The organism is Plantibacter sp. MDV22-iso1, from assembly GCF_058408345.1.
Genome location: NZ_JBZVDY010000001.1, coordinates 1,152,688 through 1,169,121 on the forward strand (window position 1 = coordinate 1,152,688; position 16,434 = coordinate 1,169,121).

At 70.4% G+C, this 16,434-nt stretch carries 14 protein-coding genes; 12 read left to right on the top strand and 2 right to left on the bottom strand.

The annotated features are described in order from the left end of the window. Nucleotides 1-30: 30 nt before the first annotated feature. Nucleotides 31-1,626, bottom strand: a complete 1,596-nt coding sequence (locus AC4PMY_RS05505) for a PucR family transcriptional regulator ligand-binding domain-containing protein (RefSeq protein WP_491622165.1) — start codon at nt 1,624-1,626, stop codon at nt 31-33. A 156-nt stretch (nt 1,627-1,782) separates the two neighbouring features. Between AC4PMY_RS05505 and gabT the strand changes: the two genes are divergently transcribed. From gabT to AC4PMY_RS05560, 11 genes are all read left to right on the top strand, one after another. Continuing rightward, a complete protein-coding gene (gene gabT / locus AC4PMY_RS05510) occupies nt 1,783-3,147 on the top strand; it encodes a 4-aminobutyrate--2-oxoglutarate transaminase (protein ID WP_491622166.1) in 1,365 nt (454 codons plus the stop codon). A 146-nt stretch (nt 3,148-3,293) separates the two neighbouring features. Beyond that, a complete protein-coding gene (locus tag AC4PMY_RS05515; protein WP_079001414.1) occupies nt 3,294-4,760 on the top strand; it encodes an NAD-dependent succinate-semialdehyde dehydrogenase in 1,467 nt (488 codons plus the stop codon). Between the two features lie 221 nt (nt 4,761-4,981). Then, the gene (locus AC4PMY_RS05520) at nt 4,982-6,340 is read left to right on the top strand and encodes a flavin monoamine oxidase family protein (protein WP_314139949.1); all 1,359 of its coding nucleotides are present in this window, start codon (nt 4,982-4,984) and stop codon (nt 6,338-6,340) included. 156 nt (nt 6,341-6,496) lie between these two features. Beyond that, nucleotides 6,497-7,393 (top strand): universal stress protein, encoded by an 897-nt coding sequence (locus AC4PMY_RS05525; protein ID WP_192018782.1) that lies wholly within the window; start codon nt 6,497-6,499, stop codon nt 7,391-7,393. After that, entirely contained in the window at nt 7,390-8,967 is a 1,578-nt protein-coding gene (locus AC4PMY_RS05530; protein ID WP_491622167.1) for an APC family permease, read from the top strand. The genes AC4PMY_RS05525 and AC4PMY_RS05530 overlap by 4 nt, the downstream gene beginning before the upstream one ends. Nucleotides 8,968-9,072: 105 nt before the next feature. Further along, complete coding sequence (purS, locus tag AC4PMY_RS05535) at nt 9,073-9,333, top strand: phosphoribosylformylglycinamidine synthase subunit PurS (protein WP_064294182.1); 261 nt, start codon at nt 9,073-9,075, stop codon at nt 9,331-9,333. Beyond that, entirely contained in the window at nt 9,330-10,031 is a 702-nt protein-coding gene (purQ, locus tag AC4PMY_RS05540) for a phosphoribosylformylglycinamidine synthase subunit PurQ (RefSeq protein ID WP_491622168.1), read from the top strand. The genes purS and purQ overlap by 4 nt, the downstream gene beginning before the upstream one ends. 179 nt (nt 10,032-10,210) lie before the next feature. After that, nucleotides 10,211-10,918, top strand: coding sequence for a FadR/GntR family transcriptional regulator (locus tag AC4PMY_RS05545; protein ID WP_064294180.1), 708 nt, complete (start codon nt 10,211-10,213; stop codon nt 10,916-10,918). A 191-nt stretch (nt 10,919-11,109) separates the two neighbouring features. Next, complete coding sequence (locus tag AC4PMY_RS05550) at nt 11,110-12,381, top strand: HNH endonuclease signature motif containing protein (protein WP_491622169.1); 1,272 nt, start codon at nt 11,110-11,112, stop codon at nt 12,379-12,381. A 334-nt stretch (nt 12,382-12,715) separates the two neighbouring features. Beyond that, complete coding sequence (locus AC4PMY_RS05555; RefSeq protein ID WP_491622170.1) at nt 12,716-13,603, top strand: NAD(P)-dependent oxidoreductase; 888 nt, start codon at nt 12,716-12,718, stop codon at nt 13,601-13,603. Nucleotides 13,604-13,706: 103 nt separating this feature from the next. Further along, nucleotides 13,707-14,960 (top strand): four-carbon acid sugar kinase family protein, encoded by a 1,254-nt coding sequence (locus AC4PMY_RS05560; protein WP_121291591.1) that lies wholly within the window; start codon nt 13,707-13,709, stop codon nt 14,958-14,960. Here the strand turns inward: AC4PMY_RS05560 and AC4PMY_RS05565 are convergent. After that, nucleotides 14,957-15,328 carry a winged helix-turn-helix transcriptional regulator gene (locus tag AC4PMY_RS05565; RefSeq protein WP_064294176.1) on the bottom strand — a complete coding sequence of 124 codons (372 nt, stop codon included), beginning with the start codon at nt 15,326-15,328 and terminating at the stop codon, nt 14,957-14,959. The genes AC4PMY_RS05560 and AC4PMY_RS05565 overlap by 4 nt on opposite strands. 116 nt (nt 15,329-15,444) lie before the next feature. Here AC4PMY_RS05565 and AC4PMY_RS05570 point away from each other — a divergent pair, with 116 nt between their 5' ends. Continuing rightward, entirely contained in the window at nt 15,445-16,302 is an 858-nt protein-coding gene (locus AC4PMY_RS05570) for an SDR family oxidoreductase (protein ID WP_491622171.1), read from the top strand. Nucleotides 16,303-16,434: the final 132 nt, after the last annotated feature.

Genomic DNA, 16,434 nt, shown 5'->3' on the forward strand with positions numbered 1-16,434 from the left:
ACGGAGCACACGCGCGCCGTGCGGTCGAGGCTACAGAACGGCCTCGCGGGACCGCAACGCATCCCCGTCCGGCAGGCTGGCCAGCGCGAGCCAGAGTTCGGCCCGAGCGGCGAAGGTGTCGAGCGGTCGCCCGAGCACCTGTTCCACCCGGGTGATGCGGTTGCGGAGCGTGTGTCGATGGATCCCGAGTCGCCGTGCGGCGGGCTCCCACTGGCCGTTCGCCTCGAGCCAGCCGCGGAGGCTCGGCACGAGGTCGGAGCCCTCCTCGCGGTCGACGCGGAGCACGGGCTCGAGCAGTTCCTCGGCCACGGCGGCGGCGCGGACGGGGTCGAGCAACCCTGCCATCCCTGCCGCGGCGAGCGCCCCGAACCGCACGACGGCCTCGCCTGCGGAGACGGCGTGCTCGTGCGCGGAGACAGCCTGCTCGATCCCCGTCGGCAGATCAGCGAGCGCGAGGGATCGGGAGAGTCCGAGCCGGCGTGCGGGGGCCGCCGCGATCACCGTCTCGACCGCCCGATCGACGTCCGTCTCGGTGTCCCCCTCAGCCGCTGCGAGAAGCAGGACGGGCCGTCCGTCCTGCTCGGCGACGAAGAGCGAACCCGGACCGAGCGTCTCGGCCCGTTCCAGCTCGGTGAGGAGCGCCTCGCGCCCGTCGGTCGGCCCGGAGCAGACGCCGACACGAACAGCTCCGCTCGGCAACGGCGTGCCGAGCTGTTCGGCGACCTCGCGCGCCGCGGCGGCCTGTCCGGCGCGGAGCAGCTGCCAGACACCGGTGCGCAGCGAGCGCCCCGCCCGTCCGAGTGCGCCGCCCTGCTCGAGGGTGAGCCCGGCGATGGCGACGACCGAGGTCACGACGCTCTGGGCCGCGGCGTCCAACGGGCCGTCGGTCCCGGCGATGGCGAGCACGCCCCGGAGGTCGCCGCGTCGGCCGAGGGTCTGCAGCGACACCGTCCGCGTGCGGCTCGCGAGCGTCGCCCCCGAACGCTGTCCGCGGCTCAGGAGCATGGTGGCCTCGCCGGCCACCCGCTCCAGGAGGCGCTCGGCCTCGGGAGCGGCGGTGGGCCCGTCGCCCGCGATCGCCACCGGGGTCGCGTGCGCGTCGAAGAGCACGACCCAGGCGCCGAGGGACCGCGCGAGTTCGGTCACGACGGCGACCGTCGCGTCGGGGCGGAGCGCGGCGAACGCGATCGCGCGCTGGGCGCCCAGTGCCCAGGCGTCCCTCGCCCGAGCCGCCTCGGTGAGGAGGTCGGCCGCGTACCGGATGACGGCGATGAACGGCGTGCGGTACGGGACCTCGACGAGCGGCATCCCGTGCGCCGCGCAGGCCTCGGCGAGTTCCGGCGGTGTCCCGGCCGTGATCACCTCGGTACCGAACCCCAGTCCGGCGACACCGGCGTCGGCGAGGCGGGCGACGTACGCCTCGACCTGCGTCGTCGACACGGCGGTCCCGAACTGCGTGCCCGTCGTGAGCAGCACCTGGTCGGCGAGGAGGAAGGGCGTGGGGTCCGGCAGGTCCGACCCGGATACCCAGGCGACCTGCCGGTCGAGGGCGCCCTCGGTTCCTGCCACCACGAGCTTCAGGCCGAGCGCACGGTGGTCGAGGAGGTCCTGCAGCGTCGGTGCCATGGCGCGAGTCTACGCAGGGATGCCGGATCGTCCAACTGAAGCCGCTGGTATGGACAGACTGTCGACTGTACCGATGCGGACCGCTGCCTAGCCTGGTGGCACTGCTCGCGGACGACCTCGGCGCCCCCGCCGGACGCGGCAGCCGAAGGAGTACCGATGACGAGCAGCACCGCAGCCCCCGCGCCCTCCATCCTCGGCGGACCCTCGCTCCCCCAGGAACGTCGCCTCGTCACCGCCATCCCCGGACCGATCTCCGAGGAACTCATGGCCCGGAAACACGCTGCGGTCGCGTCCGGCGTCGGCACGACGATGCCGGTGTTCGCGGCCGGCGCGGGCGGTGGCGTCCTCGTCGACGTCGACGGCAACTCCCTGATCGACCTCGGGTCCGGCATCGCCGTGACCGGCGTGGGCAACAGCAACCCGCGCGTCGTCGAGGCCGTCACCCGACAGCTGCAGGAGTTCACCCACACCTGCTTCACCATCACCCCCTACGACTCCTACGTCGAGGTCGCCGAGGCGCTCAACCGCCTCACCCCCGGCGACCACGCGAAGCGGACGGCACTGTTCAACTCGGGCGCCGAAGCGGTCGAGAACGCAGTGAAGATCGCCCGCAGCCACACGAAGAAGCAGGCGGTCGTCGCCTTCGACCACGCGTACCACGGCCGCACGAACCTGACGATGGCCCTCACCGCCAAGTCCATGCCGTACAAGAGCGGCTTCGGCCCCTTCGCCTCCGAGGTGTACCGCGCGCCGCTGTCCTACCCCTTCCGCGACGGCGGGCTCACCGGCGCCGAGGCGGCACAGCGCGCGATCACCCAGATCGAGAAGCAGATCGGCGCCGACAACCTCGCGGCGATCATCATCGAACCCATCCAGGGCGAGGGCGGCTTCATCGTCCCGGCGGACGGCTTCCTGCCGGCCCTGCTCGACTGGGCCCGCGCGAACGACGTCGTCTTCATCGCCGACGAGGTGCAGACCGGCTTCGCCCGCACGGGTGCGATGTTCGCGTCCGAGCGCTTCGACATCGTGCCCGACCTCATCATCACCGCCAAGGGCATCGCGGGCGGCCTGCCGCTCTCCGCCGTCACCGGACGCGCGGAGATCATGGACGCCCCGCACGTCGGCGGGCTCGGCGGCACCTACGGCGGCAACCCACTCGCCTGTGTCGCCGCCCTGGCGGCCATCGAAGCGTACGAGGAGGAGGACCTCGCAGCCTCGGCCCGGGCGATCGAAACCCGCATCGTCGACCGCTTCACCGCGGCGCAGACCTCCGACCCCCGCATCGGCGACATCCGCGGGCGCGGCGCCATGATGGCGGTCGAGTTCGTCGACCCGGCCACCGGCGAGCCCGACGCCGCCCTCACGGCACGCATCGCGAAGGCCGCCCACCAGGCCGGCGTCATCGTCCTGACCTGCGGCACCTACGGCAACGTGGTCCGCTTCCTCCCACCGCTGACCATCCCCCTCGAACTGCTCGACGAAGGACTCGACGTCGTCCTCGAGGCGCTCGCCGCGAACTGACGCCACGCCCGCCGGTCCCTGAGCCTGTCGAAGGGCAGGGACCGAGGCGGCCCCCGCAGCACAACCCCGGACCCTGAGCTTGTCGAGGGGCATGCACGCTGAAACACTGTGACCGACGGCACCGACACCACCAAGGAGCTCCACCCATGACCGACGCACGTGAAACCGATCTGCTCGCCAAGGTCCCGAACGGCCTGTTCATCGGAGGCGTCTGGCGCGACGCGACGGAGGGCGCGACGCTCGACGTGAGCGACCCGTCCACCGGCGACGTCATCAAGACGATCGCGGACGCCTCGGTCGCCGACGGCACGGCGGCCCTCGACGCCGCGGTCGCAGCCCAGGACGAGTGGGCGGCGACCGCTCCCCGCACCCGCTCCAACATCCTCCGGAAGGCCTTCGACCTCCTCCAGGAGCGTCGCGAGGAGTTCGCCCTCCTCATGACGCTCGAGATGGGCAAGCCGCTCGCCGAGGCGAACGGCGAGGTCACCTACGGTGGTGAGTTCCTCCGCTGGTTCTCCGAGGAGGCCGTCCGCATCTCCGGACGCTACGGGTCGAACCCCGAGGGCACCGGCATGATGACCGTCTCGCAGCACCCCGTCGGCCCGTGCTTCCTCATCACCCCGTGGAACTTCCCCCTCGCGATGGCGACCCGCAAGATCGCCCCGGCGCTCGCAGCCGGCTGCACGGTCGTCGTCAAGCCCGCCGAGCTCACCCCGCTCACGACCCTGTACTTCGTGAAGCTGCTCGAGGACGCCGGGCTCCCCGCCGGCGTCGTGAACGTCATCACCACCTCCAGCTCCTCCGCGGTCTCCGGCCCGATCATCGCCGACCCGCGGCTCCGCAAGCTGAGCTTCACGGGCTCGACGGCCGTCGGTCAGAAGCTCATCGAGCAGTCCGCGAAGAACGTCCTCCGCACCTCGATGGAGCTCGGCGGCAACGCCCCGTTCGTCGTGTTCGAGGACGCCGACCTCGACAAGGCCGTGGAGGGCGCGATGGCCGCCAAGTTCCGCAACATCGGACAGGCGTGCACCGCGGCGAACCGCTTCATCGTCCACCGCGACGTCGCGGATGAATTCGCGAAGCGCGTCACCGACAAGGTGAACGCGTTCCGCATCGGTCGTGGCACCGAGGACGGCGTGACGATCGGCCCACTCATCGACGACCGCGCGGTCACGAAGGCGAAGACCCTCGTGGGCGACGCCGTCGAGCGCGGCGCCGAGGTCCTCACCGGCGGCGAGGCCGTCGACGGACCGGGCACCTTCTTTCAGCCGACGGTCGTCACCGGGGTCGTACCGGGGTCCGACATCCTCCGCGAGGAGATCTTCGGCCCGGTCCTCGCGATCGTGCCGTTCGACGACGAGGATGAGGCCGTGCGGCTCGCGAACGACACCGAGTACGGGCTCGTCTCCTACGTGTTCACCACCGACCTCGCCCGCGGACAGCGCATGATCGGCCGTCTGCAGACCGGCATGATGGGCCTCAACGTGGGCGTCATCTCGAACGCCGCAGCACCGTTCGGTGGGGTCAAGCAGTCGGGCATCGGACGCGAGGGCGGGCTCGAGGGCATCCACGAGTACCTGTACACGAAGTACACCATGACGCCCATCGGCTGATCTACCTCGGTCGGCACAACGGAAACCGTCGCCGATCACCGATCCGACCGGCGACCTCGCCATCCTCGGTTCCATCCGACCGCCGGATCCGCCATACTCGACTATCGGCGCCGGGCCCGAGCACCACCCGAGCACCACCCCGGTCCCGAGCACCACCCGGTCACCCGAGCACCACCCCGGTCCCTGAGCTCGTCGAAGGGCCACGAACAGGAAGACACCTCATGAGCGCTATCGAACGCGACGTCGTCATCATCGGCGCCGGGGCCTCCGGGCTCACGGCCGCCACCAAGCTCCGCGCGGCGGGCCTGTCCGTCGCCGTCCTCGAGGCGCGCGACCGCGTCGGTGGTCGCCTCTGGACGAACCACATCGACGGAGCCATGCTCGAGCTGGGCGGCCAGTGGGTCTCCCCCGACCAGACCGCGCTGCTCGCCACACTCGAGGAGCTCGGGCTCGACACCTACTCCCGCTACCGCGAGGGCGACAGCGTCTACGTCGATGCCGAGGGCGTGCGCACCCGCTTCACGGGCGACATCTTCCCCGTCGCCGAGTCGACCGCAGCGGAGATGGAGCGACTCATCACCCTGCTCGACGAGCTCGTGGAGGAGGTCGGCGTCACCGAGCCGTGGGCGCACGCCCGGGCGAAGGAGTACGACCGCATCTCGTGGAGCGCCTGGCTCGCCGAGCAGACGGACGACGTCGAGGCGCGCGACAACATCGCCCTCTTCATCGCCGCCGCGATGCTCACGAAGCCCTCCCACTCCTTCTCGCTCCTGCAGGCGCTCCTCATGGCGGCGTCCGCGGGCAGCTTCACCCACCTCGTCGAGGCCGACTTCATCCTCGACAAGCGCGTCGTCGGCGGCCTGCAGCAGGTCCCGATCAAGCTCGCCGAGGCCCTCGGCGACGACGTCCACCTGTCCTCGCCCGTGCGTCGCCTCGAGTGGTCCGACGCCGGCGTCTCGGCCGAGGCGGACAGCGTGACGGTCAACGCGCGGTACGCGATCGTCGCCGTCCCGCCGAACCTCTACTCCCGCATCGACTTCCAGCCGCCGCTGCCCCGCCTCAGCCACCAGATGCACCAGCACATGTCGCTCGGGCTCGTCATCAAGGTCCACGCCGTGTACGAGACGCCGTTCTGGCGCGAGGACGGCCTGTCGGCCACCGCGTTCAGCCCGTACGAGCTCGTCCACGAGGCCTACGACAACACGAACCACGAGGACCCGCGCGGCACGCTCGTCGGGTTCGTCTCGGACGAGCGCGCCGACGAGGTCTTCAAGCTGAGCGCCGAGGAGCGTCGCGAGCGGATCCTCACCTCGCTCTCCCACTACTACGGCGAGCAGGCCCTCTCCCCCGTCGTCTACTACGAGAGCGACTGGGGCAGCGAGGAGTGGACGCGAGGCGCGTACGCGGCGAGCTTCGACCTCGGTGGCCTCTCGCGCTACGGCGCCATGCAGTCGACGCCGGTCGGTCCGATCTTCTGGTCGACGAGCGACCTCGCCGCCGAGGGCTACCAGCACGTGGACGGCGCGATCCGCAAGGGCGCCGACACCGCTGAGGCGATCATCGCCCGCCACCAGGCGTAGCGATCCGGGGAGCGGGGCCCGCTCCGCTCCGCTCCCACCACCTCCGGTCCCTGAGCTTGTCGAAGGGCCACCCCCGTCGATACCCTGCACCAACGAAACACCCGCACACCGCCGTGCAGTCCGGCACCTTCGCACCCGATCGAAAGCGAACACCAGATGAGATACATCGTTGGCTACACCGATACGCCGGCGGGACGCGACGCGCTCGCGCTCGGCATCCGGATCGCTCGGACCACCGGAGCCCGGCTCGACATCGTCCTCGTGCTCGCGAACGAGGAACGCCCGACGATCACCCCGGCCGATCCCGGGTACGAACGGTTCCTCCGTGAGACGGCCGAACGCTGGCTCGCCGAGGCACTCGACGCGGTCCCCGCAGACATCACGGCCAAGACGCACCTCGTGTACGACGAGTCGTTCGCGGAGGGTCTCCTGGAGGCCTCCCGCATCCTCGAGGGCGGGCTCATCATCATCGGCGCGGCGCGCGGTGGACTCCTCGGGCGGTTCACGCTCGGCAGCGTCGCGAACACGCTCCTGCACTCGGCGGTCGTCCCGGTCGCCCTCGCTCCGGTCGGCAGCCGGGACCTCCTCGAGGCCCAGCCCACCGGAGGAACGGTCAGCCGGATCACCTGCGCGATCGGCACCCGTGCCGGCGCGCACCAGCTGCTCGACGCGGCCATCGTCGTCGCCAAGAACGCGGTCATCCCGCTCCGGCTGGTCTCGCTCGTCGCGCTCGACCAGCCGGAGGGCGCCGAGCACCCCGAGGCGACCGCCCGGGCCGAGTCGCACGCGGCGGAAGTCCTCGCCTACGCGACCGAGCATCTGCCGAAGGACATCGACGTGACCACCGAGATCGCCTCTGGCACCCGTATCGAGGACGCCGTCTCGCACCTCGAGTGGAAGCCCGCGGAGATCGTGCTCGTCGGTTCCAGCCGACTCGCCACCCCGAAGCACCTCTTCCTCGGCTCCACGGCAGCGAAGATGCTGCGTGAGCTCCCCGTACCCATGGTGGTCGTGCCCCGCGACTCCGTGCTGACCCTCGGAGACCCGACATGACTCCCCCCGAAACCACCCCGCCACGCGACGTCGCCCACCCCGAGACGACCGCGACGGGCGCCCTCTCCAAGAAAGGCCTCGGCGCCGGCACCGTCGGCCTCGTCGGCGCGATCGTCATCGGCATCTCGTGCATCGCCCCGGCGTACACCCTGACGGGTGCGCTCGGTCCGACGGTCGCGGAGGTCGGCACCCACGTGCCGGCCATCTTCCTCGTCGGATTCATCCCGATGCTGCTCGTCGCCTTCGGCTACCGGGAGCTCAACAGCCGCATGCCGGACTCCGGCACCTCGTTCACCTGGGCGACGCGCGCGTTCGGCCCGTGGGTCGGTTGGATGGCCGGTTGGGGCCTCATCGCCGCCACCATCGTCGTGCTCTCGAACCTCGCGGGCATCGCGGTCGACTTCTTCTACCTGATGCTGTCGCAGATCTTCCAGAACCCCGACATCGCCGGCCTCACGTCGAACCCCTTCATCAACGTCATCACCTGTCTGGCGTTCATGCTCGGGGCGACGCTCATCTCCTACCGCGACATGCAGACGACGCAGAAGCTGCAGTACGTGCTCGTGGGCTTCCAGTTGCTCGTGATGGTGCTGTTCGGCATCGTCGCCTTCGCGCACGTGGCGGGCGGTGACGCGTTCGACGCCCTCCCGATCTCGCTCGACTGGTTCAACCCGTTCGCCGTCGGGTCGTTCAGCGCCTTCGCCGCAGGCCTCTCGCTCTCCATCTTCATCTTCTGGGGTTGGGACGTCACGCTGACGATGAGCGAGGAGACGAAGGGGTCGAGCTCGACGCCGGGCAAGGCCGCCACCGCGACCGTCATCATCATCGTCGTCCTCTACCTGTTCCTGTCGGTCGCGCTCATCAACTACGCGGGCGTCGGCGACGGCGAGTTCGGGCTCGGCAACGAGGACATCCAGGGCAACGTGTTCTTCTCGCTCGCGGGGCCCATCCTCGGCCCGCTCGCGATCCTCGTGTCGATCGCGGTGCTGTCGTCCTCGGCCGCCTCGCTGCAGTCGACGTTCGTCTCGCCTGCGCGGACCCTGCTCGCGATGGGACACTACGGCGCGCTGTCGCCGAAGTTCTCGAAGGTGCACCCGAAGTTCTTCACGCCCGGTTACGCGACGATCGTCTCGAGTGTCGTCGCGTCGGTGTTCTACGCGGTCATGCGCTTCATCTCCGAGGACGTCCTCTGGGACACGATCACGACCCTCGGCATGATGATCTGCTTCTACTACGGCCTGACCGCGTTCGCGTGCGTCTGGTACTTCCGGAAGCAGTGGTTCTCGAGCGCACGGAACTTCTTCTTCCAGTTCTTCTCCCCGCTCGTCGGCGGTCTCATCCTGGGCGTGCTCTTCTTCACCACGATCATCGAGAGCGCGGACCCCGACTACGGCAGCGGGTCGAACATCGGCGGTGTCGGGCTCGTGTTCATCCTCGGCATGATCATCATCGTGGCGGGCATCGTCATCATGCTCATCCAGGCGAAGCTCCGACCGGACTTCTTCCGCAACAAGACGCTCGCCCGCGGCATCGCCGGCGACGCGAACGAAGCGGACGCCGCCCTCCCGGAATGACCCGCTGATCACGACGCGGCGCCGAGGCACCGCCGTCGGACGGGCGTCGTGCGCTCGGCGCTAGACTGTTCGCATCCCCGCCGCGTCGCAACGAAAGAGACCTCCGTGCCGACCATCGTCGTAGAAGTCATGCCGAAAGCCGAACTGCTGGACCCCCAGGGCAAGGCCGTCGCCGGCGCCCTCGCGCGTCTCGGCAAGAGCGAGTTCACCGATGTCCGCATCGGCAAGCGCTTCGAGCTCACGGTCGACGGCCCCATCACCGACGCCACGCGCGCCACGGTGCAGCAGATCGCCGACGACATCCTCTCGAACGCCGTGATCGAGGACGTCGTGGCCATCCACTACCCCGAGGGCTCCGAGGCATGACGACCCGTATCGGTGTCATCACCTTCCCCGGTTCACTCGACGACCGCGACGCCCAGCGCGCGGTCCGCATGGCGGGTGCCGAGCCCGTCGCGCTCTGGCACGGCGACCACGACCTCCAGGGCGTCGACGCCGTGATCCTGCCCGGTGGTTTCAGCTACGGCGACTACCTCCGCGCCGGCGCGATCGCCGCGGTCTCGCCGATCATGACCGAGCTGAAGGACGCCGCCGGCAAGGGCATGCCGATCCTCGGGATCTGCAACGGCTTCCAGATGCTCGTCGAGGCGCACCTGCTGCCCGGTGGCCTCATCCGGAACGCCCACCAGCAGTTCATCCGTCGCGACCAGCTGCTCACGGTCGAGAACGCCGACACCGCCTGGACCCACCAGTTCTCGAAGGGGCAGGAGATCACCATCCCGCTCAAGAACGCCGACGGCGGCTACATCGCCGACGCCGAGACCCTGGCACGCGTCGAGGGCGAGGGCCTCGTCACGTTCCGCTACGCGGGCGTGAACCCGAACGGTTCGCTCGACGACATCGCAGGCCTCACGAACCCGGCCGGCAACGTCGTGGGCCTCATGCCGCACCCCGAGCACGCGATCGAGCCCGGTTTCGGTCCCGACACCCCGCTCGCCATGCGCTCCGGTGTCGACGGTCTCGCGTTCTTCACGAGCGCGGTGCAGGCCCTCCAGGCGGTCTAGCCAAAACACGTCGTCTCCACGCCCGTCCCGATCCATCGGGGCGGGCGTGTCGCGTCGATGGACGCATCCCTGAGCCCCGCCCCGTCCCTGAGCCCCACACCGTGGTCCCTGAGCCTGTCGAAGGGCGGCCAGCAGCACCGGCTACCATCGACACTGGTCGGACCAATCGAGGGGGCAGCATGGCGGAGCCGCTCGAAGCGCTCGTGGCGAGGCTCGTTGAGCTGGCCACGCCGGAGCCCGGCACCTCCGCGCGGCGTCTGCCGCCCGAACGCGAACTCGGCGAGGCACTGCAGATGAGCCGCGGCGCCCTCCGCGAGCAGCTCGCCGTCCTCGAACGGCTCGGCTTCCTCCACCGCACCCAGGGTCGGGGCACCTCCATCGACGCCCCGGGCGACGACTTCGTCCGCAGTTGGTTCACCATCTCCCGTCAGCTGGGCTACCTGTCCGACGACCAGTTCGCCCGGTCGCGCATGATGCTGGAGGAGACCGTCGCCGAGGCGGCGGCCGGGCTCGTCACCGACGAAGCGGTCGCGGTGCTGCGCGGCGACGTCGACCGCATGATCGCCGCGACGCTCGCCGGGGATCACGATGCGGCGCTCGAGGCCGACGTCGACTTCCACAGCCGACTGAACGCCATCGTCGACGACCCGATCTTCCGACTCATGCACGAGGGCTTCAGTCACGTGCTCCGCGAGACGATCCGGCAGCGTCGACTCCGCGCGCTCGAGGTGGAGCAGCCGGACGAGCGCGGCGTCCGGCGGACCGACAGCGTGCATTACGCCGTCGTCGATGCCCTGGCCGCTCGAGACGCCGAGGCCGCAAGGCGCGCGATGCGCCAGCACTTCGAGGACTGGTTGCAGCTCGAAGCCGACGACGCCGCGAGCTGACGCGTCGCGACTCCGACCCCGTCCGGGCAACCTCAACCGGTCCCTGAGCTTGTCGAAGGGCACACGGAGAACCCCACGAATCCGGCATGCCTCCTCCGCTCCCTGAGCCTGTCGAAGGGCCCACGAGGACACCTCCACAACCGGGCCGACTCACCATCTGGAATGTCAGTGGTCCATGATGGACTGGTTCCATGACCGAGACCAGCACCACCGCGATCCGCGCGAGCGACGAATACGCCGCGCGCCTCGCGGAGTTCTCGGACCAGTACGCGGACATCCAGCGGCGTCGCGCCAAGCTGGACGCCGAGGAGGCCCGACTGCTGGCCCGTTCCGCTGCCTACGCGGACGCCTTCGCCGACGCCACGGTTCCGGCGATCTTCCCGCCGGCGGAACGGCAGGCCCTTTCCCGTCGGTCGACCTGCGCTGCCCTCGCGATGGCCACCCGCACGCCCGAGCGGACCGTGCAGCGTGCGACGAACGACGCGGAAAGCCTCGTCAACGACGCACCGGCGGTCCTGTTATCGCTCGAGGCCGGGCGCATCTCGGTCCGGCATGCGCAGACGATCATGGACCAGCTCGGCGACGTGCCGACCGCAGGGCGAACGGTGTTCCTCGCTGAGGTCCTGCCGGTTGCGGAAGAGTCGACCAACGCGAACCTCCGCAGACGCGCCCGCATCCTGCGCGAGCGACTGCACCCCGAGTCGATCACCGCCCGCGCCCGGCGGTCCGAGGCGGACCGTCGGGTGGAGTTCGAGCCCGCAGCGGACGGCATGGCCTGGGTGCATCTCTTCACCACGGCGCCCATCGCCCAGGGCATCATCGAGCGCGTCGAGGCCGCCGCAGCGGAGTCACGCGCAGCCGGCGACACCCGCACGTGCGCACAACTGCAGGCCGACGCCCTGGCGGCGCTTGCGCTCACCGGAGTCACGCCCGACGACGTCATGACGAGCCCGGTCCTGCCGCACCCGGTCGAAGTGCAGGAGCACATCAAGCCGACCGTGCAGATCACGGTCCCGGCGCTCACGATGGCCGGCGTGAGCGATGCCCCGGCGACGCTGGACGGCTACGGGCCCATCGACCCTGAGACCGCAGCACGTATCGCCGTGAACGCCCCCAGCTTCACCCGGATCCTCGTCCAACCGGAAACCGGCGCAGTCCTTTCCGTCGGGCGGGGCCAGTACCGCGTTCCCGCCGATCTCCAACGGGCGGTGCGCCTCCGGGACGGCACTTGTCGGGCACCGGGCTGCGGCAGACGGGCCAGAGCGTGCGATCTCGATCATTCGGTGGCGTGGGAGGACGGCGGCGCGACAGATGTCGGCAATCTCGCCTGCCTGTGTCGACATCACCATCGGATGAAGCATCTGCCCGGGTGGAACCTCGACCACAGGCCCGGTGGGGTGCTCGAGTGTACGACACCCGACGGGAAGCACCACCGGACAAAGCCCGACCCGGCGCCGTTCTGACCCCGCCGACGAAGGCTCCTTCGTGGGCACTTCGACAAGCTCAGTGACCGGGCTGGACTGTGCTCGCATGCTTCCGGTCCCTGAGCCTGTCGAAGGGCACTCGGGTCGCGCCACCTCGGTCATCGGGCTAGGGTCGCCCGAATCACCCTCGATCTCTGAGGTGCGCCGAAGGGGCCTCGTGGGCACTTCGACAAGCTCAGTGACCGAGAGAGGCCTGCCCCGAATCCTCCAGTCCGTGAGCCCCTCGACGCCCAGCCGGGCACCCACCACCGGCCGCTTGCCCGGGCCGACATCCGCGGTTACGATTGGTCCAACCAATCCACCGGAGGACGCCATGGCATCGACGCCACTGCCCGCACACACCATCACCTTCGTCGGTATCGGCGCGATCGGCCTGCCGATGGCCACCCAGCTCGCCGCGGCCGGCCACCGGGTCACGGGCGTCGATCCCTTCCCCGCCGCACGGGAACGCGCGGCCGCCGCCGGGATCAGCGCGGTCGAATCCATCACCGAGGCACCGCAGGCCGACACCGTCGTGGTCATGGTCTCGACGCCCGACCAGCTCGCCGAACTCGTCACCCTCGCCATCGCCGACACCCACCCCGCCGGCCAGACCTGGATCATCATGAGCACCGTCGGCCCCGCCTCCGTGGTCGAGCAGGCCGACCGTCTCGAAGCCGCGGGCGCAGCGGTCGTCGACGCCCCGGTCACCGGCGGCGTGGCACGTGCAAGCACCGGCGAGCTCACCATGTTCGTTTCCGGATCCCCGAGCGCGACCGCCGCCGCATCCGAACCACTCGCCGCCCTCGGCACCGCCAGGATCGTCGGCGAAGCCGTCGGGGACGGCCAGGCGATCAAGGTCGTCAACCAGCACCTCTGCGCCGTGCACATCGCCGCAGCCGCCGAAGCCCTCGCCCTCGCGTCCTCACTCGGACTCGACCCGGCGGCCGTCCTCCCCCTCGTCGAGTCCGGTGCAGCCGCGTCCTGGATGCTGTCGGACCGCGGACCCCGCATGCTGCAGGACACCGACGCCCCGGTGATGAGTCGCGTCGACATCTTCGTCAAGGACACCGGCCTCGTCGCCGATGCGGCGAGCGCCGCCGGAGCCGCGACCCCAGTCCTCGACGCAGCGCGCGAACGCTTCCTCGCCGCTGCAGCGTCGGGCCTCGGCGCACGCGACGACTCCCGCGTGATCGAGACCTACCAGGAGACCCACGCATGAAGACCCTCATCCTCGACGACGACACGTCGCATGGCCCAGGAACGCCGCGCAGGACGCCCGGGATCGTCCGAGCTGACCGCGAACCCCGCCAGGAGACCCCCGCATGAAGACGATCATCCTCGACGACGACCCCACCGGCACGCAGTCGGCGTCCGGCGTCGACGTCCTCCTCGAATGGGACGCCGATCTCATCGAGCAGACGCTCGGCGGAGCCGATGCGGTCTACCTGCTCACGAACACCCGCGCCGTCCCCGAGGGGGAGGCAGTGGCGCTCCTCGAACGCACTCGAGCCGAAGCGGAGGAGGCGGGACGCCGTCTCGGAGAACGGGTGCACGTCGTCCTCCGAGGCGACTCGACCCTGCGCGGGCACGTGTTCCCCGAGACCGCCGTCTTCACCGGAGACCGCAGCGTCATCGTCTTCGTCCCGGCCTTCCCGGAGGGCGGGCGCACGACGATCGACGGCACCCACTACGTCCGCATCGGCGACGAGACGCTGCCGGCCCACGAGACGGAGTACGCCCAGGACCCCGTTTTCCCGTTCCGCTCGGGACACCTGCCGGACTACGTGCGCGAGCAGTCCGGTCGGGAGGCCGCCCACTTCGGCCTGGCGGGTCTCCGCGACGGCGCCGCCGAGTTCCGTGCAGCTCTCCGTGATGCCGTTCCCGGAACGGTGCTCCTTCCGGACGCGGAGACCGGAGACGACGTGCGGATCATCGCGCAGGCCATCACGGCGGCGTGGGCCGACGGAGCCGACGTGGTCGTCCGGTCCGCGTCACCCCTCGCTGCAGCCATCGCGGGCGTCGAGAGCGACGGCCTCCTGCCCTCGCCGCTCGTCGCGGAGCCGGTCGCCGCGCTCCTCGTCTGCGGCTCCCACACCATCGGTGCGACGCGACAGCTCGCGCCCGTCGAGGCGGCGTTCGGTCCCGCCGAGATCGTCCCCACGAGCGACGCCCTCCAGGATGCCGTCGCCACCGGGCGGGCCGTGGCGGAGGCCGCTCGAGCGAGACTCACCGCGACGGGGTTCGCCGCGATCTCGTCCGAGCGGGAACGGGACGCCTCGCACAACACGCTCGACCACGGTGAGCGGGTGATGATCGCCCTGACGTCGGCGACCGCTGCGCTCCGACGATCGGTTGAGGTCGTCGTGTCGAAGGGCGGCATCACCTCCGCCGAGGTCGCCCGGGTCGGACTCGGTGCACGACGCGCTCGCGTCCTCGGACAGGTGCTGCCCGGGGTCTCGGTGTGGAGTGTGGTGACACCCGAGCACGAGGAGAAGCTCTACGTGGTCGTCCCGGGCAACGTCGGCGACCCGTCGACACTCGTCGACGTCCTCACCGCGCTCGGCCGGACCGCCTAGCGCCCGAGGATCTCCGACGCGTTGTGGTCGATCCACGCCATCAAGGGCATCAGGTGCTCGTTGAGGTCGCGACCCCGGTCGCTCAGGCTGTACTCGACACGGGGCGGGATCTCGGGGTGCGCGACGCGGACGACGAGGCCGTCCTCCTCGAGCGTCCGGAGCGTCTGGGCCAGCATCTTCTCGCTGATGCCCTGGACCACCCGTCGCAGCTCACCCCAGCGATGGGTGCCGTCGGACAGCGCCAGGAGGACGAGGACGCCCCACTTGCTGGTCACGTGGTCGAGCACCGTGCGCGAGGGGCATGCGGCAGGCAGGATGCCGTCGGTGAATCCAGGGCGTCTTCCCAGCTGCGTGTCCACGCTCGTCATGACTCATTCCTTACTCGTCGGACAGTAGCTTACCTCAAAGTGGGTACTGCAGATCGGGAAGTAATGTGATCGGAAGCGGGTTCCTCCTCAGCGAACCCCATCGAAAGGACCCTCACATGTCTCTCGTCGTCACCGGAGCCACCGGCCACCTCGGCCACCTCGTCGTCGAGCACCTGCTCGCCCGCGGCACCGACCCCGCCACCATCGTCGCCACCGGCCGCCGGACCGAGGCACTGGCCGATCTCGCCGCACAGGGCGTCCGCACCGCGAAGGTCGACTTCACCGACCCGGCCACCCTCGACGCCGCCCTCGAGGCCGGCGACACCCTGCTGCTCGTCTCCGGGAGCGAGGTCGGCCAGCGCGTCGCCCAGCACGCCGCCGTCATCGACGCCGCCAAGCGTGCCGGCGTCGCCCGCCTCGTCTACACGAGCGCGCTCCGGGCCGACACCTCCCCACTGATCCTCGCCCCCGAGCACAAGGCGACCGAGGAGCTCATCCACGCGTCCGGCCTCCCCTTCACCATCCTCCGCAACGGCTGGTACACCGAGAACTACGGCCAGTCCGTCGACCAGGCCAAGGCGACCGGATCGTTCGTCGGGAGCGTCGGCGACGGGCTCGTGTCGAGCGCGTCTCGCACCGACTACGCGGAGGCGGCCGCCGTCGTCCTCACCACCGACGGCCACGAGGGCAAGGCCTACGAGCTCGCCGGCGACGTCGCGTGGTCGCACCCCGAGCTGGCGCAGGCGATCGGCGAGGTCGTCGGCCGAGAGGTCGTCTACCAGGACCTCTCCCCCGAGGACCACCTGAAGGCCTTGCTGGCGGCCGGTCTCGACGAGGGCACCGCGGGCTTCGTCGTCGCGCTCGACGGCAACACCCGCGACGGCCTCCTCGCCGAGACGAGCGGCGACCTCGGCCGGTTGATCGGCCACCCCACGACGCCGCTGGTCGAGGGCTTGCGCACGCTCGTCGCCTGAGCCGCGTCGACATCTCCTGCAATCAGCCGGGCCCGGAGCGCACGCTCCGGGCCCGTTCGCGTGCACTGACACTCCGGCTGAAGGATTCCGTTGCAGAAACGCGATCCGACGCACGAATCCGTCACCACGATC